This is a genomic window from Mycobacterium triplex (assembly GCF_000689255.1).
Lineage (GTDB): Bacteria > Actinomycetota > Actinomycetes > Mycobacteriales > Mycobacteriaceae > Mycobacterium > Mycobacterium triplex.
In genome coordinates, this window is sequence record NZ_HG964446.1 from 4,129,758 (window position 1) to 4,150,793 (window position 21,036).

The window sequence follows — 21,036 nt, forward strand, 5'->3', positions numbered from 1 at the left end:
TACGGCATCGCCGTCTTACGAAACCAACGTACTGACGAAATCGTCATATACGACGCTATCCTCAGTCAAGAGGTTCTGACGAAATCCTCAAATTTCTGCCGTTCGAGCGCGGGGCAGCACCCGTGCTCCACTACTTGCAAGATCGACAGAACACCGCCTGATGCCGAGAAGCCCGGCGAGGCTACGCTCAGCGCCCGAATCAGGTTGTCGACAAAGCTTTTAGCGCTTTGTGACCAGTCCGCCCGGTGGGTTTTCGTCAACGTCGTTGAGGATCAGCGAGCGCACGGCGGGACGCGGTCCGTACGGTCGCAGCATCGTGCTGGCCGGCCGTGGACGCACATGCTGCGGCCACCAGAACCAGCGTCCGAGCAAGGTGGCCAGCGACGGTGTCATGAACGACCGCACGATCAAGGTGTCGAACAACAGACCCAACGCGATCGTCGTGCCCACCTGGGCCATCACCCGCAGCGGGCTGAACATGAACGTGGCCATGGTGGCCGCGAACACCAGACCGGCGGCGGTCACCACCGAGCCCGAACCGGCCATCGCGCGGATCGTCCCCGTCTTGAGCCCGGCCTGGATTTCCTCCTTGAACCGCGATATCAGCAGCAGGTTGTAGTCCGAGCCGACCGCCAGCAGCAGGATGACCGCCATCGCCAGCACCATCCAGTGCAACTTGATCCCCAGGATGTACTGCCATAGAAGCACGGAGAGTCCGAACGAGGCGCCCAACGACAGCAACACCGTGCCGACGATCACGCAGGCCGCAACCACGCTTCGGGTGATCACCAACATGATGACGAAAATCAGTGTGGCCGCGGCAATTCCGGCGATCAACAGGTCGATGTTGGAGCCGTCGTGCATGTCCTTGTACGTCGCGGCGGTACCGCCGAGGTAAACCTTGGAGCCCTCCCAGGGCGTGCCCTTGATCGCCTCGTGCACGGCCTGCTTGATCGGCTCGATGTGGCTGACACCTTCGGGAGTCGCCGGGTCGCCTTCATGCGAGATGATCAACCGGACAGCGTGCCCGTCCGGCGATATGAACTGTTTGAGGCCCCTGGCGAAATCCGGGCTCTTGAACGCCTCCGGCGGAAGGTAGAACGTGTCGTCGTTCTTGGACTTGTCGAAGGCATCGCCCTGCGCGGTGGCGTTGTCGGCCTGCGCTTTCGCCTGGTCGTTAAGACCCTTCGTGATCGCATAGTTCGACATGATGGTGTCGAGGTTGTGCTGCTGGCTCTCGATCTGCGGCGGTATCAGTGCCACCAGCTTCGGCTGGATCTGATCCAGCTTGTCGAGATTCGCGCTGAGGTTCACGATGTTCTCGGCCACCTGGTCGATGCCGTCCAGCGCGTTGAAAACCGACCGGATTGCCCAGCAGACCGGTATGTCGTAGCAGTGCTTCTCCCAGTAGAAGTAGCTACGGATCGGCCGGAGGAAGTCGTCGAAGTTCGCGATGTCGTCGCGCAGCTTCTCGGTGATTTCCACGGTTTGCTTTGTGAGCCTGGTGGTTTCGTGTGTGGTGTTGCTCAGATCCTGGGTGACCTGCATCTGCTCATGCAGCGTTGCCATCGTTTTCTTGAGCTCGTCCGCCTGCTTCAGCAGGTTCTGCGCTTGCTCTTCTTGGTAGTGCTGGGTCTGCAGCCGCGCTGCCGACTGGGCACCCATCTGAAAACCGAGGGTGCTGTGGTCGAGCGGCGTGCCCAACGGCCGGGTGATGGTCTGGACCCGGCCGATACCGGGGATGTGGAAGACCGCCTTGGCGACCTTGTCCAGGACGATGAAGTCGGCCGGGTTACGCAGGTCGTGGTCCGTCTCGATCATCAACAGCTCGGGATTCAGCCGAGCCTGGTTGAAGTGCCGGTCGGCGGCCGCATAACCGACATTCGCCGGAGTGTCTTCCGGCAGGAAGTGGCGGGTGTCGTAGTCCGTCTTGTAGCCGGGCAGAGTGAGCAGACCAACTAGTGCGGCGGCGATGGTCACCGCGAGAACCGGTGCGGGCCACCGGACGACGGCGGTACCGATGCGTCGCCAGCCCCGGGTCTGCAGCGTGCGCTTCGGGTCCAGCAGCTTGAAGAACGATGCCACGGTGAGGACCGCCGGTGCCAGAGTCAAGGCCGCGAGGACCGCGACCAACATGCCGACGGCGCAGGGTATGCCGAGTGACGAAAAATATGGCAACCGGCAGAAGCTCAGGCAGTACATCGCGCCGGCGATGGTCAGACCCGACCCGAGCACGACATGGGCCGTGCTGTGGAACATCGTGTAGAACGCTTGTTCACGCGTCTCGCCCAGACCGCGGGCCTCGTGGTAGCGGCCGACCACAAAGATCGCGTAGTCCGTTCCGGCGGCGATCGCCATCAGCACGAGCATGTTGTTGGCGAACGTCGACAACCCCATGATGTTGTAGTTTCCGAGCGTCGCGACGACGCCTCGGGCCGCCGCCAACTCGACGAAGACCATCGTCAGCATGATCGCAACGGTGACTATCGAGCGGTAGACGAACAGCAGCATCACGATGATCACCAGGAAGGTGACCATGGTGACTGTCGCGACGCCCTTCTCGCCCGCGTGCGACTGATCGGCAAACAGCGGACCCGCCCCGGTGACGTAGGCCTTGATCCCGGGCGGTGCGGGCACCGATTCGACGATCTTGCGGACGGCATCGGTGGATTCGCCGGACTTGGCGCTGCCCATGTTGCCGGCGAGGTAGACCTGGACGTAGGCAGCCTTCTGGTCGTGGCTCTGGGAGCCCGCGGCGGTCAGCGGATCACTCCAGAAATCCTGGATGTGCTGAACGTGGTTCTTGTCTTGCTCGAGGCGCTTGACGATCTCGTCGTAGTAGTGGTGCGCCTCGGCCCCCAGCGGCTTGTCGCCCTCCAACAGGATCATCGCCGAACTGTCGGTATCGAACTCTTTGAACGTCGAACCGACGCGCATCATCGACTGGAACGACACCGCGTCCGTGGGACTCAACGACACCGACTGCCTCTTGGAGACGACCTCCAGTTGCGGAGAGATGGTGTTGGTGACGAAGACGAGGCCCAACCACAGCAGGACGATCGGCAATGCGAGCCGATGGATCATCCGCGGCAGGAACGGCGGGATCAGCGGCTGATCAACGCGCGGCACAGGCTCGGTGGTCTCGGTCATGCGGACTTGTCCAGGCAGTAGACGAAGGCGTTGACGGTTTCGTGGGGGGGCGAGTGGTTCGGAGCCTTGATGACGTCACCGCGTCCGTCGTGGTTGTTGACGACGAACTGGCAGGCGATCCAACTGCCGTCTCCTTGCGCCACCAGGTTGGCCGGGATGCCGGGCTTTGTTGACTTCAATACTGTGCTCCAGGGCAAGGGGACGTTGAGGGCCTGCTGGGGGTGGGAGTTTTCGTCGAGGTAGTTGATGGTCGCCGTGCTGCCCGGTGAACCCCAGACCTGGAGCGTGATGGTCTTGGCGTTGAACTGGTCGATGACGTCACCGGATGTGCCACCACCGAACGAACCGCTGTGGACGCCGAAGATTCCGTGCAGTCGGTAGACCATGAAACCCGATAGAGCGACTACGGCGGCAATGGTGAGGATGAGCCAAAACCGGCTGAACAGGCCCTTCTTCTTGGCGGGCTGTGGGCCGGGTTTTTCCTCGCTGCGTGGGGCAACGTTGGGATCTCGCGACTCTGTCCATGGCTTGGTGCTCGTCATGGGCGCTTTCCTAACCAGGGGCCGAAGGCTACTCAACTCATTAGCTTAGTGAGGGTAAGCTTAGACGCTCTAACCTACACCGACATGGTCCGGACTTCACCTCCCGAGCTGAGCGATTCGCAGACTCAGACACTCCCCTTGACCGTCCCTGCTTCGGCGTGAACACAAGTGCAGCGGAAAGACAGTATCCACTTGCCGTTCATAGGTGCGACCGGCTGGGGGTAGGAGCGCAGCGTCTGGCGACAAGCCCCTACCTTCTCGGCGCCCTGTGACACCGATAACCCGTGGCTGATCACGGCCTGATACGTCTGCTCAGCCACGCTCAACTCCCTCATCTAGGGAGTGTCAAGCATCAACCGAAGTAACTGTCAACCATCAGCCGAAACACCGTCAGGCATCACCCGAAGACAAAACGTCAAGCATCAACCGAGGTAATAGGGCTCGAACCCGCGACCAACGGGTTATGAGTCTTGCCGACCTGGCAGAATCCAGACAATCTACGCCCCTCACAACGGGTTTGGAGGATTCATCCTGAAGCGTTGAATCCCTTGTCTTTCAATAGGTTTCGCTGATTCGGAGCATTCGATCGCAGCGTTTGAATCATCGGCGCAGGTCAGACCCGCCAAGGCCCGGCTGCGTAATGGTTGCGTAACAGCAGGCCCGAAACGGGGTTTGCTGGCCGATCCGCAGATTGAACCGACACGCGCGAGATTCGCCGTTCCGCTGCCTGCACGTCCAATCGATACGATTTTCGCCATGAGAGCGGAAGCTTGGGCATCATGGGCCGCGTGGGCTACGGTCATCGTCGCGGCGGTCGCCGCATATCTAGCGTTGCGCCAAGTCTACGAGGCGAAAGCAACCCGCGAAAGTGCGAAACAACCGCACGTTATCGCGTTTCTTGACATGAATCAGAAAAATTGGCAATGGTTTGACCTGGTAATCAAGAATTTTGGTCCAACTACCGCGTACAATATCAAGGTTAAGCTTCCATCGTTGAAAGTTGTTCCATACACAACAAATCAGGGCGTAGACGTTTCTGAGCTTTACGTTCCAACCGATATCACAACATTAGCTCCCGGCCAAGAATGGCGAACAATTTGGGATTCAGCTATTGACCGCGAAGAACATAAACCTGAGCTCGTATCGCAATATGTTGGGAGGCTCGAATACTCAGAGCGAGTCGACTCCAATTCGAAACGTCATACAGTTCAAATCTCCTTAGATACCAAGATGTTCCGCAATTCGATGCGCTTCAGTGACGAACAACCCAGCAATCCGATTGTAGGCATCCTGTCGCAGATTGCGGCAACTCTCAGCCAATACCAGAATGAGCACGAAGGCATCTGGGTTTATCCATTATCCGCCGATGAGCAACGCAGACATCTCCAGGAGCAGGAAGCGACTAGACGCGAAAAACAGCAAGAATTAAACGACCTGGTGGACCGAGCGCTAGGCAAACGGACGAAGCTCAAATTTGGACCTGACGACGGTCGTGATGCTGCGATCACTGACGGAGAGACGACGACGGTCGTAGAATTCAAAAATCATACTGACACAAAAGACGGGACCAAGTGAACTATGGAGGTTCGTCACCAGGTTTTTGTCAGCTCAACATACGTGGACCTAAAGGATGAACGCGAGGCAATCATCCAGGCGCTGCTGGAATTGGACTGTATCCCTGCAGGGATGGAGATGTTCGTGGCGACTGACGAAGACCAATGGGATCTGATTAAAGAACTCATAGATTTAAGTGACTACTATTTGGTGGTCGTCGGCGCCAGATACGGTCATGTAACACCAGAGGAAATCAGCTTTACCGAAAAAGAGTATAACTACGCACTTCAAACTGGAAAGCCGATCATTGCCTTTGTTCACGCTGACCCTGACAGCGTACCCGTTGGCGTTACCGACAAAGACCCCGAAAAGGCTAAGAAGCTCGAACAATTACGCAAGCGAATCAGAGACGGATCGGACGGCGTGCGGCGCAACGTAGGCGAATTTAAAACGCCCGACGAACTAGCTGCGAAGGTATCTCGCGCAATGAGCAGAGCCATAAAGAAGTATCCTGGGGTCGGTTGGGTACGCGGCGACCAAGCGATGACTATTGAAACTCAACAGGAAATCCTAAATTTGAAACAAAAAATCAGTGAGCTGGAATCAGATAAGCGTGCAGCACAGTCCGCACTAGTCGAAGACGTAGAGCAACTTGCGCAGGGTTCCGACGAAATCACGCTCTCGCTATATATCCGCGATAATACTTATCCGGCAGCCGCACGCAAAGATCCAATCTATGTGGAAGCCACAACAACTTGGGATGAACTGTTTAAATATATAGGCCCGATGATGATCGACGAAGCGACGGAATCGGATATAAAACAGAAATTATGCAATCATCTTTTCACAACAAAAGCGATTAGCGCAGATGATGTCGCCGCAATACGGGAGATGGGAAAAGATATCAGCCGTCAGCTACTAGCCGCGAGCTGGGACCTAGTTTCAATGCAACTCCGCGCACTCGATTTAATCGAGCCAGGAACCAAGAAACGTCAAATCCAAAACCAGCAAAATTATCTTGGCCTGACTCAAAAAGGACAACGGTATCTGATGACGTTGCGCGCGATCAGAAGGGGCGTTAACCCCGGTGACGATATTCCACCAGATTCAGACGATGAAGAAACTCAATCAGACATTGCAACGGACGAAGATGACAATGAGTGAGCTAGCCGATCAGCTAATTCCCTTGCGTTCGAGCGGAATCACGTTTGATTGCGCGGCAACAGGGCGGGCCAAACCGGCGGGCTGGGAAACGTCGTCGTTGATGTAATCGCCGTAAACGTCCAAAGTCAGCGTAAAGGCGCTGTGTCCAAGCCACTTTGACACCCGCTTGAAGTCAACGGGCGGGTTAGCAGAAAGCAGGTTCACCGCGAAGCTATGCCGCAAGTCATGAAACCGTGCCGCTGGCAGCCCCAGCGTCGATTCGGCGGGTTGCATGGAACGCTTGTAGAAGTTCGACGGGTCAACAGGTTAAGTCCAATCGAAACGATCAGCGGTGTTCTTGACGTCTCTCCCCTGTGCTTTCGCGGCAGCTAGATCCAATCGGCCGGGGAACAGCGGCGCAGTTGGCTCGGCCGCTCGCGGATGGCTCGCCAGGTAGTCGGGCAAGTCTTGAGCAAGCCACGCTTCTAGCGGCACGGTTCACATCGACTCGTCGGATTTGGTCGATTCGGTTTCCCAGGTGCCCCCGCGCTTGGTTTTGGTCCGCTCGACCCGTACAGAGCCACCTGTATCAGTCAGGATCAGATCGCGGATTTCCAGGCCAGCCAGCTCGGCAGCACGCAAGCCGGTGAAACCGGCAAAAGTGACCAACAGCCCGTAAGCCGGTAGACCCTTGTTAGTGACGTTCATCCCCTCGGCGGGAGCGCCTGCGTATCTGCAGCCCGACAACATCGTGGGCCAGATCGCACCGGCCAGCTTCAACGGATTACGGATCGATGGTTCGTATGGTCCAGTGTGGATCGTTCGTACGCAGTATATTCCAACGGGTTACCTTGCCATAGTGGCGACTGAAAGCCCCAATTCATTGAACAACCCTATTTCGTTGCGCCAGCACACGAATGCTGCTTACCAAGGCTTGCGCTCAATTCCGGGTAACACCAACGGCTACCCTTTGATTGAGTCGTTTTGGTCTCGCGCTGTGGGCGTTGGAACGCGCCATCGCGGAGCGGCTGCGGTCGTCCAGATCAAAGCAACCGGCAGTTACGAACCACCCACGATTCCGATGTGACGCAATGAGTTACGGATGCAGACAGTATCAAGATGAAACCCGCGTTGGCGATGCTTACCAATATGAAGATGAGCCAACTGAATTCGGTTTCGTCCCAAGCTATGTCCAGTTCTTGCCCCCGAGCGAGGGTGGGCCTTACAGGGGCAAGGCTCGACGCGCTAGGCGAATCATCCGATGACTTACCCGGCTCCTGGCGCGGGCGTGGTTTCCGCTCGGTATCAAGAACTTTCGTCGAGGTCTTTGACTTCGATGTCGTCAGCGCCACTGCCCTTGATCTGCTTGAGCGGCTTACCATCTGGCCCGTAAATCGTGATCATCTTCAGAACGGGTTCTGTAGGGATCTCTTCGCTGGCGCGCCGGAAGGGAGCCTTGATCCAATTTATTGCCGCATTCATGGTGGTGGAGACAACCGTACTGATGCTGGCATCGGCTGCTTTAAGCGCGATGTACAGACCGATGACCTCAAGGGTAGTAGGTCCCTTGCCGCCCGGCGGACGGTAAGAAATCTCGCCGTCGGTTCCGTTTCTGCGAAGCTCGTCTATAAATACCTCCAACGAGGTCAGATAGTTCGAAAGTACGCCGGTAACCCGGACGGTAACTACGGCTGGATAGTCGGTCATGCCGATAGACGTTAGGTTTTGGGCTCTGCCTATTCAATATGACGGTTGGCTCGCGAAGATCTGCAACGCCAGCTAGACGGCACACACGACAAGATCCGTGCCACAGAGATACAGCAGATCGCAAAACGCTTCGGATGGGCCTAGAACGCTATCCACCAAGGCAGGGGTGGTCTAGGCGCAGCCAGCACGTTCAACCTCATCCATACCGGCTAGGACGCGACCAACCATCAATCGGTTCCAGCTGATTCGGTCGAGTCGGGAGAGGCAGCATCGGCGTAAAGAGCGTCGACTAGCTCTTTCGGGATAAGGATTCTCACATTGTTGGCCTCACTTGACGGCAACGTATTCGCGCGCAAAATATCCATGATGGCTGAAAGCTTGTGCAGGCGTGAGAGTCCCGCGTGGTCATTGTCGCGGCCACTATCCAAGTCGTTGATGTGACCCGCGTTGATTCCGATGAGAAAAGACCGGTGGTATCCAGTGACTTCAAGTCGCGCAGCGGGTCCGTCAGGCGAAAACTTTCCCTGACTATCCGTCATATGAATAGGCAGAGGGGCAAGGCCGCGCTGAGCCACAAACACAGGGCTGCCAGAGTTTCCGCTTGTGGAGAAGGCGTCAAAGAGAACCTGTCGGTTTCCATCTTTGATTGTCGGATCGCCTTCCAGCCTTCGGTACTCGGTTTGTGGGTCGCTGGCGATCATCCCGGAACGAAGCACCGGCCTCGTCTGTAGCTTGTCGTACCAGGCCGGATAGCCGGGGAAAGACACGAACTCGCCTGGTTCAAGAAGCGGCCAAAGTTCTTCGCACTCTAACAAATACGGCCAACTTAGTCCGTGGTTAATCATCAGACCCTTGACCGGGTCAACATCGATATTTTCAAGTTTCTCGTACGGAGTGCCAATGATCTCGGTATCCACACTTGGGCCAAACGGTATGACGGCTACATCGATCGTCGGGTCGTCGTGGTATAGCGGTTGAGGGTCGTGGATCGTGAATTCGAGTCTCAATGTTCGACCTTGCCACATTTCGATCTTTACTGACTTAATGACGACATCTTCATACTCTGTATGCCAAGGGATATCGGTGAGATGGCGGTTCGTGACTAGTCCGAATCGGTTGTCACCGTCTGGAAACTGGACGAGAAAGCCAGTGCCAAAACAAGGCTCCCACGTATGGTCATTGGGTTCGTAAAAATGAGTGATGGTGAGCCGACACGCTGAGTAGAGCTGCCTATTGCCAAAGCCTGTGTCCATCCGCACTCCTGTTCAAATTGACTCGTTCGTGAGTCTCTCACTGCACTACGACAGGGCGGCTTTGCTGGCTGGCCTTTGTACCAACCGTTGTCGCATTTGATTGCGTAAAACTTGCGTAATTTTTGGCATTGTTGAGACGTCGAAGCAGCACCTAGCAAACCGCTGAACCGGACTTCACCTGCATCTTTATCTTGTGGGGCGGGCGGGGCTCGAACCCGCGACCAACGGATTATGAGTCCGCGGCTCTAACCAACTGAGCTACCGCCCCCGGTGCTTAACGGGTACGACATTAGCGTCTCAGCTTCCAGTGCCGTCGCCAGCCGACTGGCGGCAGGCGAAAAACCCGGATCTGCGAGCTGCACAGTTCCGAGTCAAGCCCCGGTCGATCGCGACGCCCGACAAGCATTGACACTCGCGACCGTGGCGAATAACGTGCCGCGATGCCGATAAGTACGCGCCCAGCAATCGTGCGCGCCGCGTGCGTAGTCTGCGTCGTGGCCGCGCTGGGGCTGGCCTTAAACGGGGCCATGGATTTCTACTTGACCGGCTTTCCCGACGGCCACCTGACGGACTACGACAAAGCGGCACACACGCCCAAACAGATCCTGCTGTGGGCGGAGTTCGGTCTCGCCGTGCTGTTTCTGATTCTGGCCTTACTACCGATGGGCGCCCGAACGCGTGCGATCGGATTGCTCGGCGCCCTCATCGCGTTGGTCGCCGCAGCAATAGTTCAATTGGTCTGTATCCCTTGGTATTTCGTTACCCATCTCGGTCTGGACAACGGAATCGGCGGCTAGGTGGCGGGCGCCGGCGGGTCCGTGAAACCCGGGTCCCCAGGGCTCTGGTCAGGGGGTAGTGTCAGGACGGCGATCCCGCCCCGACTATCGACGATGTGAGGAAATCCGTTGTCCGAAACCAAGCTCACGGTCATCTACGACAACCCCACCGATCCGGCGGCCTTCGAAGCCGCCTACGAATCGGAGCAACTCGAAGCCGCTCGACGGATACCGGGATATCTCCGGCTCGAGGCGTCGAAAGTCTGGCCGAAAGAAGACGGCAGCCCGACGCCCGCCTACCGCATGATCGATCTGTACTACCCGACGTACGACGACGTCAGTGTGGCGGTGACGACCCCAGAGGCGGGCGCCTTTTTCGAAACCCTGGGCCGGATCGCCACCGGCGGCGTACGTGTCTTGGTCTCCGAGATCGAGGTGGCGCAGCGCTGATCCCGAGCGGTCAGCTGAACACCGTCTGACCGTCGACATCCAGCAGGTAGGTCTCGGTCCCGTCGGCAACCCGCGGAGCGTCCCCACCCAGCGAAACCGCGATTTTATTGCTGGCATTACGCATGACATCGAGGGTGAGCTCGACGGCCTCGGCCTCGGAAAACCGGGCGCGCACCTCGGCGACAACGTCGGCGTCGAGGTGCGCAGGCGTCCAAATTAACCCATCTACATACCTCAGCGCTGCTTTTGCGCGATCGTCGATCAACGTCGACTGCTCGAACTGCGCGATGTCGTCGTACAGCGTCTCCGAACCCCCGGCATCGAGCGCCCTGCTCTCCCGCACCGACTTGCACAGCCGGCAGTTGTGCGCGGCCGCCCCGCGCAGCCGCACCAGCTCGGAGGTCAACGGGTCGAGCGCACGTAACCGTCCGACGAAAGGCAGGAACTCGTTGAACACCTCACCGGACGGGTCGGTGGCGTGATCCCACTCGATCGGCCCGCGGGTCCAGCCCAGAAAAGACGAGCCAACGCCCAACGCTTCGAGCCCGGCCCGCACCCGGGGCACGAAGTCGGCGATATACATCGCGACCACCACACCAAAGGTGCTGTCCCCCAACGTCTTAAACAGCAAAGATCGCTGCTCGCCGGTAATCGCCGAAACGTCGGCGCTGAACTGCTCGGCGAACTCGGCGACGACGGCCTCGGCCTCGGACGACGGCTGAGCCACCTCTACCTCGACGGGCAGCGGCGGCAACGACATCGTCTGCGCGCACACCCGGCGCACCAGCCCCACCAGTCGCGCGTCCGGCGAATCCAACGACACCAACCGGGTCAGCTGACCATCGCGAACCGTTGCGGGAGTCACCATTGGAGATACGTTACGACTACTGCGCCTGGCTCACCGAGGACATGTGGAAATCCGGGATCCGCAGCGTCGGCATGGCCGCGCGGGTGACCCAGTCGCCCCACTCCCGCGGCAGGGTCTTCTCGCTGACGCCGGCCTCGGTGGCACGCCGCAGCAGATCCAACGGGCTCTCGTTGAAGCGGAAGTTGTTGACCGCCGCGGTGACCTCGCCGTCCTCGATCAGGTACACCCCGTCGCGGGTCAGCCCGGTGAGCAACAGCGTGGTGGGATCGACCTCGCGGATGTACCACAGCGTGGTCAGCAACAAACCCCGCTCGGTGCCGGCGATCATGTCGGCGAGGTCTTTCTGCCCGCCGGTCATCACCAGGTTGTCCGCGGCGACGGCGACCTTGGCGTCGTATTTGGCGGCGATGGCGCGCGGATAGGCCAGCGCGTTGATCACCCCGTCGCGGATCCAGTCGACCTGGCCGATCTCCATCCCGTTGTCGAACACCGACACCGTCTCCGAGGAACTGCTGACCGTGACGAACGGCGTGCACGCCAGCCCCGGCGCCATCGGGTCGGAGAACAACGTCAACGGTAGATCGGTGAGCCGCTCCCCCACCCGGGTGCCGCCGCCGGGCGCCGAGAACGCGGTGCGCCCCTCCTGCGCGCCCCGTCCGGCCATCGACCAGCCCAGGTAGATCATCATGTCCGACACCGTCGACGGCGGCATGATCGTCTCGTAGCGCCCGGCCGGCAGGGCCACGGTGCGCTCCGCCCAACCCAGGCGCAGCGACAGGTCCTCGAGCAGCGAATCCGTGGGCACGTCAACGAAATCCGGCGTCCCGACACCGGCCCAGGCGCTGGCGTCGCCGCGCTTGCCGTTAATCTCCACCGCGCCGGTGGGCTGGGTGAAACGGCGCCGCAGCCCCGTCGACGACGCCAGGAAAGTCGTCGAAACACTGTGGTGCGCAAAGCCATACAGCCGGTCGGTGCCGGCGAACCCGCGGCTCAGCGAACCGGCCACGTCGGCGAACACCTCGGGCCCGGTGCCGGGCACCGGCGCATCCCAATCGGCGGGCACGCCCGTATCGGCCAGCAGCGGCGCGGCATCGCCGGCCTCGGGTGCGGCAGCGGCCGCGTCTTGCGACGCCGCCACCAGGGCCGGCAGCACCCGCGGATCCACCTCGGCGGAGACGACCGTGCCGATGGAAGCGCCATCACCCTTGCGCACAATCGAAATGACCGTGATGTTGCGGCTGTGCGCAACCCCGTTGGTGGTCATCGAATTGCCCGCCCACCGCAACGTCGCCTCGACCTTGTCGGTGACCAGCACCATCGTCTCGTCGGCGCGGCCCAGTTTCGCCGCCTCGTCCAACACGATGTTGACGACGTGCTGCGGGGTGATCATCGGGCCCCCTCGCTGACCGTGTTGAGCACGTTGACGCCCCGGAACAACGCCGACGGGCAGCCGTGGCTGACCGCGGCGACCTGCCCCGGCTGCGCCTTGCCGCAGTTGAAGGCGCCGCCGAGCCGCCACGTCGACGGCCCGCCCACGGCCTCCAGGGAATTCCAGAAATCAAGCGTGGTGGCCTGATACGCCACGTCGCGCAACTGGCCATCCAGGCGGCCGTCGCGGATGCGGAAGAAGCGCTGCCCGGTGAACTGAAAGTTGTACCGCTGCATGTCAATTGACCAGGATTTATCCCCGACGATGTAGATGCCGTTCTCGACGCGGCCGATCAAATCCTCGGTGGAGAGGTCGTCAGGGCCGGGCTGCAGCGACACGTTGGCCATCCGCTGGATCGGCACGTGGTGCGGCGAGTCGGCATACGAGCAGCCGTTGGAGCGCGGCTGTCCCAGCCGGGGTGCGAACACCCGGTCGAGTTGGTAGCCGACGAATATGCCGTCGCGCACCAGGTCCCAGCTCTGCGCGGCCACCCCCTCGTCGTCGTAACCGATAGTGGCCAAACCGAATTCGACGGTCCGGTCGGCGGTCACGTTCATCACCGGTGAGCCGTAGCGCATGGTTCCGAGTTTGTCCGGGGTGGCGAACGACGTTCCGGCATAGGCCGCCTCGTAGCCGATGGCGCGGTCATATTCGGTTGCGTGGCCGATGGATTCGTGAATGGTCAGCCACAGGTTGGTCGGATCGATCACCAGGTCGGTGGGCCCCGCGGTCACGCTGGGCGACTTGACCTTCTCGGCCAGCAGCGCCGGCAGCTGCGCGAGCTCGTCGGTCCAGTTCCACACCTCGTCGCCGGCCAGCACCTCCCAGCCGCGTCCCATCGGCGGTGCCAGCGTGCGCATCGAATCGAAACTGCCCGCCGCGGGGTCGACGGTCACCGCCTCCAACGACGGCATCACCCGCACCCGCTGCTGGGTGATCGCGGACCCGAAGGTGTCGGCGTAGAACGTCTGCTCCTTGGCCGCCGTCAGGCCGGCCGAGACGTGGTCGATGCCGTCGGCGCTCAGCAGCCGCCCGGAGTACTCCTCGAGCACGCCGATCTTGTCGGCGGCGGGGACGTCGAACGGGTCGATCCGATAGTTCGACACCCAGGTGGCATCGGCGTACACCGGCTCGGGCGCCAGCTCGACGCGCTCGGTGTTCAGCGCCGCCAGCGTGGTGGCCACGTGCACCGCGCGGCGTGCGGTGTCGGCCGCCACCGACGGCGCCAGCTCCGCGTGCGAGGCGAATCCCCAGGTGCCGTCGACGATGACCCGCACCGCCAAACCGACCTCACGGCTGACGACCGCGGTCTCCAGCTCGCCGTCGCGCAGCTGGATGATCTCGGTGTTGATGCGGTGAATTCGCAGGTCCGCGTAGCTGGCCCCGGCCGTCGTGGCCGCCGACAACGCGGCCTCCGCGAGCTCGTGTCGCGGCAGGTCCAGGAAGTCGGCATCGATCCCCCGATTCGGTGTCACGGCTCCACCGTAACGACTGCGCACTCCAAACCCGTGCAGCGCCCGCTTTAATTAGCTGCATGGCCGCACGCCGTCAGTCGCGATCCAGTGTGCTGGCCTATGGGCTGCTGGCGCCGAGCCTGTTCGGTGTCGTCACCTTCCTGCTGCTGCCCATCCTCGTGGTGCTCTGGCTGAGCCTGTACCGGTGGGATCTGCTGGGCCCGCTGCGCTTCGTGGGCCTGGCCAACTGGCGCTCGGTGCTGGCCGACTCCGGTTTCGGCAACTCGCTGATCGTGACGGCGATCTTCGTGGCGATCGTGGTCCCGACGCAGACCGTGCTGGGCTTGGCGGTCGCCTCGATGCTGGCCCGGCTGCTTCCGGGGACCGGCTTCTTCCGGACGGTGTTCGTGCTGCCGTGGATTTGCGCGCCGCTGGCGATCGCCGTGTTGTGGCGTTGGATCCTGGCGCCCACCGACGGCGCCATCGCGACCCTGCTGGGACACAGCATCGAGTGGCTTTCCGATCCCACTTTCGCGCTGCCGCTGGTGTCGGCGGTCGTCGTCTGGATGAATGTCGGCTACAACTCGCTGTCGTTTTTGGCGGGCCTGCTGGCCATTCCCAACGACATTCACGCCGCCGCGCGCACCGACGGCGCCACCGCATGGCAGCGGTTCTGGCGGATCACCCTGCCGATGCTGCGCCCGACGATGTTCTTTGTGCTGGTGACCGGGATCGTCAGCACCGCACAGGTTTTCGACACGGTATACGCGTTGACCGACGGCGGGCCGGGCGGCAGCACCGACCTGGTGGCCCACCGCATCTACGCCGAGGCGTTCGGTTCGGCGGCGATCGGCCGGGCGTCGGTGATGGCGGTGGTGCTGTTCGTCATCCTGGTCGGCATCACGATCGTTCAGCATCTGTATTTCCGACGGCGGATCACCTATGACCTCGTCTAGTCGCGTCGGGAACGCGTTGATCTACGCCGGCATGACCGTCGGCGCGCTGATCACGTTGCTGCCCTTCGCGCTTGGCCTGCTGACCTCGTTCACCTCGGCACACCAATTCGAGACGGGCACGCCGCTGCAACTTCCGCACCCCCCGACGCTGTCCAACTACGGCGACCTGGCCGGTGCGGGATTCGGCCGCGCCGCGGCGGTGACCGCCTTGATGACGGCGGTCATCCTGGTAGGCCAGCTGACCTTCTCGGTGCTGGCCGGCTACGCCTTTGCCCGTCTGGAATTTGCCGGACGCGACGTGCTGTTCTGGGTTTACATCGCGACCTTGATGGTGCCCGGGACGGTCACGGTGGTCCCGCTGTATCTGATGATGGCCCAGGCCGGGCTGCGCAACACGTTTTGGGCGTTGGTGCTGCCGTTCATGTTCGGCTCCCCGTACGCGATCTTCTTGCTGCGCGAGCACTTTCGGCTGATCCCCAACGACTTGATCAACGCCGCGCGCCTCGACGGCGCCAACACGCTGGACGTGATCACGCACGTGGTGATTCCGTCGAGCCGGCCGGTGCTGGCGGCGCTGACGCTGATCACCGTGGTCTCGCAATGGAATAACTTCATGTGGCCGTTGGTGATCACCAGCGGACACAAGTGGCGGGTGCTCACCGTGGCGACGGCCGAACTGCAGTCGCGCTTCAACGCGCAATGGACGCTGGTGATGGCGGCGACCACGATCGCAATCGTGCCGCTGGTCCTGCTGTTCATCGCTTCTCAGCGCCACATCGTCTCCTCGATCGTGCTTTCGGGTGTCAAATGAGCCGGCCCCGCTCTTCCACGCTGGCCGCCGGGGCGCTGGGACTGGTCGCGGTGCTGCTGGCCGCGATCGCCGCGCTGTTGAACTACTCGGGCGAGCCGCACGGCAACAAGACCGTGGTACGAGTGCGGATCTGGGGCGCCCCGATCGCCGATGCCTACCGCCAGTCGTTCGCGGAATTCAATCGCACGCATCCCGATATCGAGGTGCGGGTCAACATGGTGGCCTACGCGACGTACTTCAACACGCTGCGCACCGACGTCGCGGGCGGCAGCGCCGACGACATCTTCTGGCTCTCCAACGCCTACTTCGCCGGCTACGCCGACAACGGCCGACTATTGAACATCAGCAAGACCTTCAGCCCGGACACGATCGCGGACTGGGAACCGGCGGTGGTCGAGCAGTTCACCCGCGGCGGATCACTGTGGGGCGTACCGCAACTCACCGACGGCGGCATCGCGGTCTACTACAACGCGGACCTCCTTTCGGCCGCCCACATCGATCCCGGTCAGCTGAACAGCCTGCGCTGGGATCCCGACGGCGACGACACCCTGCGCCCGCTCACCGCCCGGCTCACCGTCGACGCCAACGGAAATACCGCGGGCACAGCGGGTTTCGACCCAGGCCGGATCCGGCAGTGGGGTTACAACGCGGCCAACGACGCCCAGGCGATCTACCTCAATTACATCGGCTCGGCGGGCGGGGTGTTCCAGCGCGGCGACGAGTTCGCGTTCGACAACCCCCAGGCCGTCACGGCCTTCCGCTACATCGTCGGTCTGATCAACGACGACCACGTCGCGCCGCCGGCGTCGGACACCAACACCAATGGTGACTTCTCCCGCAACCAGTTTCTGGCCGGCCGGATGGCCCTGTTTCAGTCCGGCACCTACAACCTCGCGGCGATCGCCCGCGATGCCCGATTCCGGTGGGGTGTCGCGATGCTGCCGATCGGGCCCGCGGGTCGCGTCAGCGTCACCAACGGCATTGCCGCGGCTGGTAATTCGGCCACCAAGCATCCCGACGCGGTGCGCCGGGTGCTGGCCTGGATGGGCAGCAACGAGGGCAACGCCTATCTGGGCGATCAGGGCGCGGCGATCCCCGCGGTGCGCTCGGCCCAGCAGGTCTACTTCAACTACTGGGCGCAACGGGGCGTCGACGTCACACCGTTTTTCGCTGTCCTGCAGGGCCCGCGCATCGCGGCGCCGGGCGGTGCCGGCTTCGCCGCCGGAAACGCGGCACTGCAAAGCTATTTCGACGAGATGTTCCTGGGCCGCGGCGACGTAGCGACCATACTGAGGCAGGCACAGGCCGCGGCAAACGCCGCCTCGCACCGCTAGTCCGCTTCGTTGAGCGCGCTGTGGTGGCGACCCCACACGAAGTAGAAGATCAACACCACGAAGATCCAGCCGCTGAACGCGATCCAGGTGTACCAGTGCAGGCTGGCCAGGATGTAGCCGCAGGCCAGCACCGAAAGCACCGGAGTGACAGGGTAAAAGGGGACTTTGAACGCGCGCGGCAGGTCCGGCTCGCGCACTCGCAGGATGATCACGCCGACCGCGACGATGATGAACGCGGTCAGCGTGCCGATGGACACCATGTCGGCCAGTTTGTCCAGCGGGACAAGGCCACCCAACGCCCCGACGGCGATGGCCACGATCACCGTGTTCGACACCGGGGTCATCGTGCGCGTGTTGATCGTCGCGAATCGTAAGGGCAGCAGCCCGTCGCGGCCCATCGCGTACAGGATGCGGGTCTGCCCGTACATCGTGATCAGGGTGACGGTGAAGATCGAGATCACCGCGCCCGCGCACAGAATCGTGCTGGGCCAGCCTTGGTGCGTGACGTTGTCGAGGATGGTGGCCAGCCCCGCGTCCTGTTGCCCGGCGAAGGCCTGCCACGGTTGGGTGCCCAGCGCGGACAGCGCGACGAGCACGTAGACGGTGGTGACCGTCACCAGCGCGGCGATCAGGGCGCGCGGCATGGTCTTCTGCGGGTCCTTCACCTCGTCGCCCGCCGTCGACACCGCGTCCAGGCCGATGAACGAGAAGAAGATGGTGCCCGCCGCCGAGCCGATACCCGCAGCGCCGAACGGCGCGAAGTTCTTGAGTTCGTTGGCGTCGAAAGCGGTGAACGCGATGATCACGAACATGCCCAGCACGCCCAGCTTGATCAACACCATGATCGCGCCGACCCGCGCCGATTCGCTGGCCCCGCGGATCAACAGGATCGCACACATGACGGTGAGGATGACCGCCGGCAGATTCACATAACCGGGGTTCGAATCCCACGGCGCGGCCGACAAGGTATGCGGTAGCTGGAATCCGAATAGGTTGTGCAGCAGCTTGTTGACGTAGCCGCTCCAGCCCACCGACACCGCGGCCGTGGCCACCCCGTACTCGAGCAGCAGGCAGGCCGCGACCCCCATCGCGACGACTTCGCCCAGCGTCGCGTACGCATACGAATACGACGACCCGGAAACCGGGACGGCCGAGGCCAATTCGGCGTAGCAGATGGCGGCGAGCCCGGCCGCGATCCCGGCGATGACGAACGAGACGATCACCGCGGGTCCGGCTTCCGGTACCGCTTGCGACAGCACGAAGAAAATGCCGGTGCCGACCGTCGAGCCGACGCCGAACATGGTCAGTTGGAACGTGGTGATGCCGCGTTTGAGGTGGTCTGCGGCCCCGTGCGCGACGGGCGCGCCGATCACCGGCCGGCGCCGCAGCATTTGTGCTGTCAGGCTGATCGAGCTCGCTGGCAAATGCGCCCCCTCGTGCTGGATCAGCTGATTATGCCCGCAAGACGGCCGCAAACTGGTCGATGGCCCAGTCAATCTCCTGCCCGGTGATCACCAGCGGCGGCGCGAACCGCAGCGTCGAACCGTGGGTGTCTTTCACCAGCACACCGCGCTCGGCCAGGCGCAGGCTGATTTCCTTGCCGGAGCCCAGGGCGGGCTCGATGTCGACGCCGGCCCACAGGCCGAAGCCGCGCACCGCGATCACGCCGTCGCCGATCAGGTCCCGCAAGCGTCGATGCAGGTGCGCACCCAATTCGGCCGAGCGGACCTGGAATTCGCCGCGCGCCAGCATGGAGACCACCGTGCTGCCGATCGCGGCGGCAAGCGGGTTACCGCCGAACGTCGAGCCGTGCTCGCCGGGATGCAGCACGCCGAGGATGTCGCGGTCCGCGACCACCGCCGACAGCGGAACGACGCCGCCGCCCAGCGCCTTGCCGAGCAGATACACGTCCGGCACGACGCCCCAGCGGTCGCAGGCGAACGTGTAGCCGGTGCGTGCCAGCCCCGACTGGATTTCGTCGGCGATCATCAGCACGTTGTTGTCCGTGCACAGCGCGCGAACGGCCGGCAGGTAGTCGTCGGGCGGAACGATGATGCCGGCCTCGCCCTGGATCGGTTCGATCAGCACCGCGACGGTGTTCTCGTCGATCGCGTCGGCCAATGCCGCGACGTCGCCGAATGGCACCGCGCGGAACCCGGGTGTGAACGGGCCGAAGCCGCCCCGCGCCGTCGGGTCCGAGGAGAAGCTGACGATGCTGATCGTGCGGCCGTGGAAATTGTTCTCGGCCACCACGATGTTCGCGCGCCCTTCGGGCACGCCCTTGACGTCGGCGCCCCACTTGCGCGCCACCTTGAGGCCGCTCTCGACGGCTTCGGCGCCCGAGTTCATCGGCAGCACCATGTCTTTGCCGCACAGCTTGGCAAGCCCGGCACAGAACGGGCCCAGGTTCGCTGCGTGGAACGCACGACTGACCAGCGTGACGGTGTCCAGCTGGGCGTGCGCGGTCGCGGTGATCTCGGGGTTGCGGTGGCCGAAGTTGACCGCCGAGTACGCGGCCAGGCAATCCAGGTAGCGCCGGCCCTCGACGTCGGTGATCCAGGCACCCTCGGCGCTTGCCGCCACCACGGGTAGCGGCGAATAGTTGTGCGCTGCATACTTTTCGACGAGTCCGATCGCGTTCTTCGTTTCGTTGCCGGCCAACGAAGTCGGGTGGTCGAGAATCGTCATTCAAACACCTCCAATGTGCAGCACTTGACCGAACCGCCCCCCTTGAGCAGCTCGGAGAGATCGACGCCGACGGGCTTGAAGCCCACTGCTCGCAACTGTGCGGCGAAACCCGTTGCGGCCGAAGGAAGTACGACATGCAGGCCGTCGGATACCACGTTGAGCCCAAGCACGTAGGCGTCGGCGCTGCCCACCACGATGGCGTCGGGAAACAGTGCGTGCAGCTGATCCTGTGCCGCCGCGCTGAACGCCGGAGGGTAGAACGCGATCGTGTGATCGTCAAGGACTGCGAGCGCGGTATCGAGGTGGTAGAACCGCGGGTCGACCAGCTCCAGCGAGACCACCGGCATGCGCAGCGCCGCCGAGATCTCGGCATGGGCGCGGCGGTCGGTGCGAAAACCGTAGCCGGCCAACACCATTTCGCCGACCAGCAGCAGGTCGCCCTGCCCCTCGTTGACGTATCGGGTGGTGACGGGCCGGTAGCCCATCGACGTCATCCACTCGGCGTAGGCCGCCGCCTCGGCGGCGCGCTGCTCGTGGCGGAAGCGGGCGACGATGGCGACATCGCCGGCGACGAACCCGCCGTTGGCGGCGTAGACCATGTCCGGCAGACCCGATACCGGCTCGACGACGTCCACGCGATGGCCAAGTCGCAGGTAGGTCTCCCGAAGAGAATCCCACTGCGCGCATGCGACGGCGACGTCCACCGGCGCGCTGGTGTCCATCCACGGGTTGATCGCGTACTCGACCGCGAAGTAGGTCGGCGGCGTCATCGCGTACCGACGTGTCTGGGCTGTTGCGGACCGCTTGGCGGCGGCGTCTTGCCATGCCTGCGGCCGGGTGCGCGGGGCCGGGTCGGCGACATAGTAATCCGTCATAGATCAAGGGTATTTTGGCGTCATCACACAATCAAACGCCGATTCT

General features: G+C 62.2%; 20 protein-coding genes and 1 tRNA gene. 8 read left to right on the plus strand and 13 right to left on the minus strand.

Going from position 1 to position 21,036, the window contains the following annotated elements; translation table 11 throughout:
- Nucleotides 1-219 precede the first annotated feature (219 nt).
- Together BN973_RS19185 and BN973_RS19190 are read right to left on the minus strand one after the other, a co-directional pair.
- Nucleotides 220-3,150, minus strand: coding sequence for an MMPL/RND family transporter (locus BN973_RS19185; protein ID WP_036470162.1), 2,931 nt, complete (start codon nucleotides 3,148-3,150; stop codon nucleotides 220-222).
- The gene (locus BN973_RS19190; RefSeq protein ID WP_036470164.1) at nucleotides 3,147-3,692 is read right to left on the minus strand and encodes an MmpS family transport accessory protein; all 546 of its coding nucleotides are present in this window, start codon (nucleotides 3,690-3,692) and stop codon (nucleotides 3,147-3,149) included. The genes BN973_RS19185 and BN973_RS19190 overlap by 4 nt, the downstream gene beginning before the upstream one ends.
- Nucleotides 3,693-4,448: 756 nt before the next feature.
- On the opposite strand from BN973_RS19190, the gene BN973_RS31130 reads away from it, so the two are divergent.
- On the plus strand, nucleotides 4,449-5,267 hold the full coding sequence (locus BN973_RS31130) for a hypothetical protein (protein WP_139830123.1): 819 nt from the start codon (nucleotides 4,449-4,451) through the stop codon (nucleotides 5,265-5,267).
- Between the two features lie 3 nt (nucleotides 5,268-5,270).
- Nucleotides 5,271-6,410 (plus strand): DUF4062 domain-containing protein, encoded by a 1,140-nt coding sequence (locus tag BN973_RS30645; protein ID WP_084163458.1) that lies wholly within the window; start codon nucleotides 5,271-5,273, stop codon nucleotides 6,408-6,410.
- Nucleotides 6,411-6,419: 9 nt separating this feature from the next.
- Here BN973_RS30645 and BN973_RS29990 read toward each other — a convergent pair whose 3' ends face one another.
- Both BN973_RS29990 and BN973_RS29995 read right to left on the minus strand, forming a co-directional pair.
- Nucleotides 6,420-6,683, minus strand: a complete 264-nt coding sequence (locus tag BN973_RS29990; RefSeq protein WP_051641359.1) for a site-specific integrase — start codon at nucleotides 6,681-6,683, stop codon at nucleotides 6,420-6,422.
- Between the two features lie 204 nt (nucleotides 6,684-6,887).
- Nucleotides 6,888-7,097, minus strand: a complete 210-nt coding sequence (locus BN973_RS29995; RefSeq protein WP_156959184.1) for a hypothetical protein — start codon at nucleotides 7,095-7,097, stop codon at nucleotides 6,888-6,890.
- Here BN973_RS29995 and BN973_RS31135 point away from each other — a divergent pair.
- Nucleotides 7,087-7,476, plus strand: coding sequence for a hypothetical protein (locus tag BN973_RS31135; RefSeq protein ID WP_156959185.1), 390 nt, complete (start codon nucleotides 7,087-7,089; stop codon nucleotides 7,474-7,476). The genes BN973_RS29995 and BN973_RS31135 overlap by 11 nt on opposite strands.
- A gap of 218 nt (nucleotides 7,477-7,694) precedes the next feature.
- Here the strand turns inward: BN973_RS31135 and BN973_RS19205 are convergent, their stop codons facing one another.
- The 3 genes from BN973_RS19205 to BN973_RS19215 all read right to left on the minus strand — a co-directional run bounded on the left by BN973_RS19205 (nucleotide 7,695) and on the right by BN973_RS19215 (nucleotide 9,617).
- Nucleotides 7,695-8,096, minus strand: coding sequence for a hypothetical protein (locus BN973_RS19205; RefSeq protein ID WP_036470166.1), 402 nt, complete (start codon nucleotides 8,094-8,096; stop codon nucleotides 7,695-7,697).
- Nucleotides 8,097-8,323: 227 nt separating this feature from the next.
- Nucleotides 8,324-9,349, minus strand: coding sequence for a hypothetical protein (locus BN973_RS19210; protein ID WP_139830124.1), 1,026 nt, complete (start codon nucleotides 9,347-9,349; stop codon nucleotides 8,324-8,326).
- Between the two features lie 194 nt (nucleotides 9,350-9,543).
- A tRNA-Ile gene (locus BN973_RS19215) sits at nucleotides 9,544-9,617 on the minus strand.
- Nucleotides 9,618-9,789: 172 nt separating this feature from the next.
- Here BN973_RS19215 and BN973_RS19220 point away from each other — a divergent pair.
- Both BN973_RS19220 and BN973_RS19225 read left to right on the plus strand, forming a co-directional pair.
- Entirely contained in the window at nucleotides 9,790-10,146 is a 357-nt protein-coding gene (locus tag BN973_RS19220; protein ID WP_036470168.1) for a hypothetical protein, read from the plus strand.
- A 108-nt stretch (nucleotides 10,147-10,254) separates the two neighbouring features.
- Complete coding sequence (locus BN973_RS19225; RefSeq protein ID WP_036470169.1) at nucleotides 10,255-10,575, plus strand: EthD family reductase; 321 nt, start codon at nucleotides 10,255-10,257, stop codon at nucleotides 10,573-10,575.
- A gap of 10 nt (nucleotides 10,576-10,585) precedes the next feature.
- On the opposite strand, the gene BN973_RS19230 is transcribed toward BN973_RS19225, so the two are convergent.
- From BN973_RS19230 to BN973_RS19240, 3 genes are read right to left on the minus strand one after another with little or no spacing between them, the layout of a single operon-like run.
- Nucleotides 10,586-11,443, minus strand: coding sequence for a carboxymuconolactone decarboxylase family protein (locus BN973_RS19230; RefSeq protein WP_036470170.1), 858 nt, complete (start codon nucleotides 11,441-11,443; stop codon nucleotides 10,586-10,588).
- A 16-nt stretch (nucleotides 11,444-11,459) separates the two neighbouring features.
- Nucleotides 11,460-12,833, minus strand: a complete 1,374-nt coding sequence (locus BN973_RS19235; protein ID WP_036470171.1) for a metallopeptidase TldD-related protein — start codon at nucleotides 12,831-12,833, stop codon at nucleotides 11,460-11,462.
- Entirely contained in the window at nucleotides 12,830-14,347 is a 1,518-nt protein-coding gene (locus BN973_RS19240; protein ID WP_036470173.1) for a TldD/PmbA family protein, read from the minus strand. Before BN973_RS19240 ends, BN973_RS19235 begins: the two co-directional genes overlap by 4 nt.
- 59 nt (nucleotides 14,348-14,406) lie before the next feature.
- Here BN973_RS19240 and BN973_RS19245 point away from each other — a divergent pair, with 59 nt between their 5' ends.
- The 3 genes from BN973_RS19245 to BN973_RS19255 are packed head-to-tail and all read left to right on the plus strand — an operon-like array spanning nucleotide 14,407 to nucleotide 17,427.
- Nucleotides 14,407-15,282, plus strand: coding sequence for a carbohydrate ABC transporter permease (locus tag BN973_RS19245; protein ID WP_036470176.1), 876 nt, complete (start codon nucleotides 14,407-14,409; stop codon nucleotides 15,280-15,282).
- Nucleotides 15,269-16,093, plus strand: a complete 825-nt coding sequence (locus BN973_RS19250; protein WP_036470179.1) for a carbohydrate ABC transporter permease — start codon at nucleotides 15,269-15,271, stop codon at nucleotides 16,091-16,093. The genes BN973_RS19245 and BN973_RS19250 overlap by 14 nt, the downstream gene beginning before the upstream one ends.
- Entirely contained in the window at nucleotides 16,090-17,427 is a 1,338-nt protein-coding gene (locus BN973_RS19255) for an ABC transporter substrate-binding protein (protein WP_036470180.1), read from the plus strand. The genes BN973_RS19250 and BN973_RS19255 overlap by 4 nt, the downstream gene beginning before the upstream one ends.
- Here BN973_RS19255 and BN973_RS19260 read toward each other — a convergent pair.
- Genes BN973_RS19260 through ddaH form a run of 3 tightly spaced genes read right to left on the minus strand, consistent with a single transcriptional unit; the run spans nucleotide 17,424 to nucleotide 20,990 of the window.
- Complete coding sequence (locus tag BN973_RS19260) at nucleotides 17,424-18,851, minus strand: APC family permease (RefSeq protein ID WP_036472727.1); 1,428 nt, start codon at nucleotides 18,849-18,851, stop codon at nucleotides 17,424-17,426. The two genes, BN973_RS19255 and BN973_RS19260, sit on opposite strands and share 4 nt — an antisense overlap.
- Before the next feature lie 28 nt (nucleotides 18,852-18,879).
- A complete protein-coding gene (gene rocD / locus BN973_RS19265) occupies nucleotides 18,880-20,115 on the minus strand; it encodes an ornithine--oxo-acid transaminase (protein ID WP_036470183.1) in 1,236 nt (411 codons plus the stop codon).
- The gene (gene ddaH / locus BN973_RS19270; RefSeq protein WP_036470186.1) at nucleotides 20,112-20,990 is read right to left on the minus strand and encodes a dimethylargininase; all 879 of its coding nucleotides are present in this window, start codon (nucleotides 20,988-20,990) and stop codon (nucleotides 20,112-20,114) included. The genes rocD and ddaH overlap by 4 nt, the downstream gene beginning before the upstream one ends.
- Between the last annotated feature and the right edge of the window lie 46 nt (nucleotides 20,991-21,036).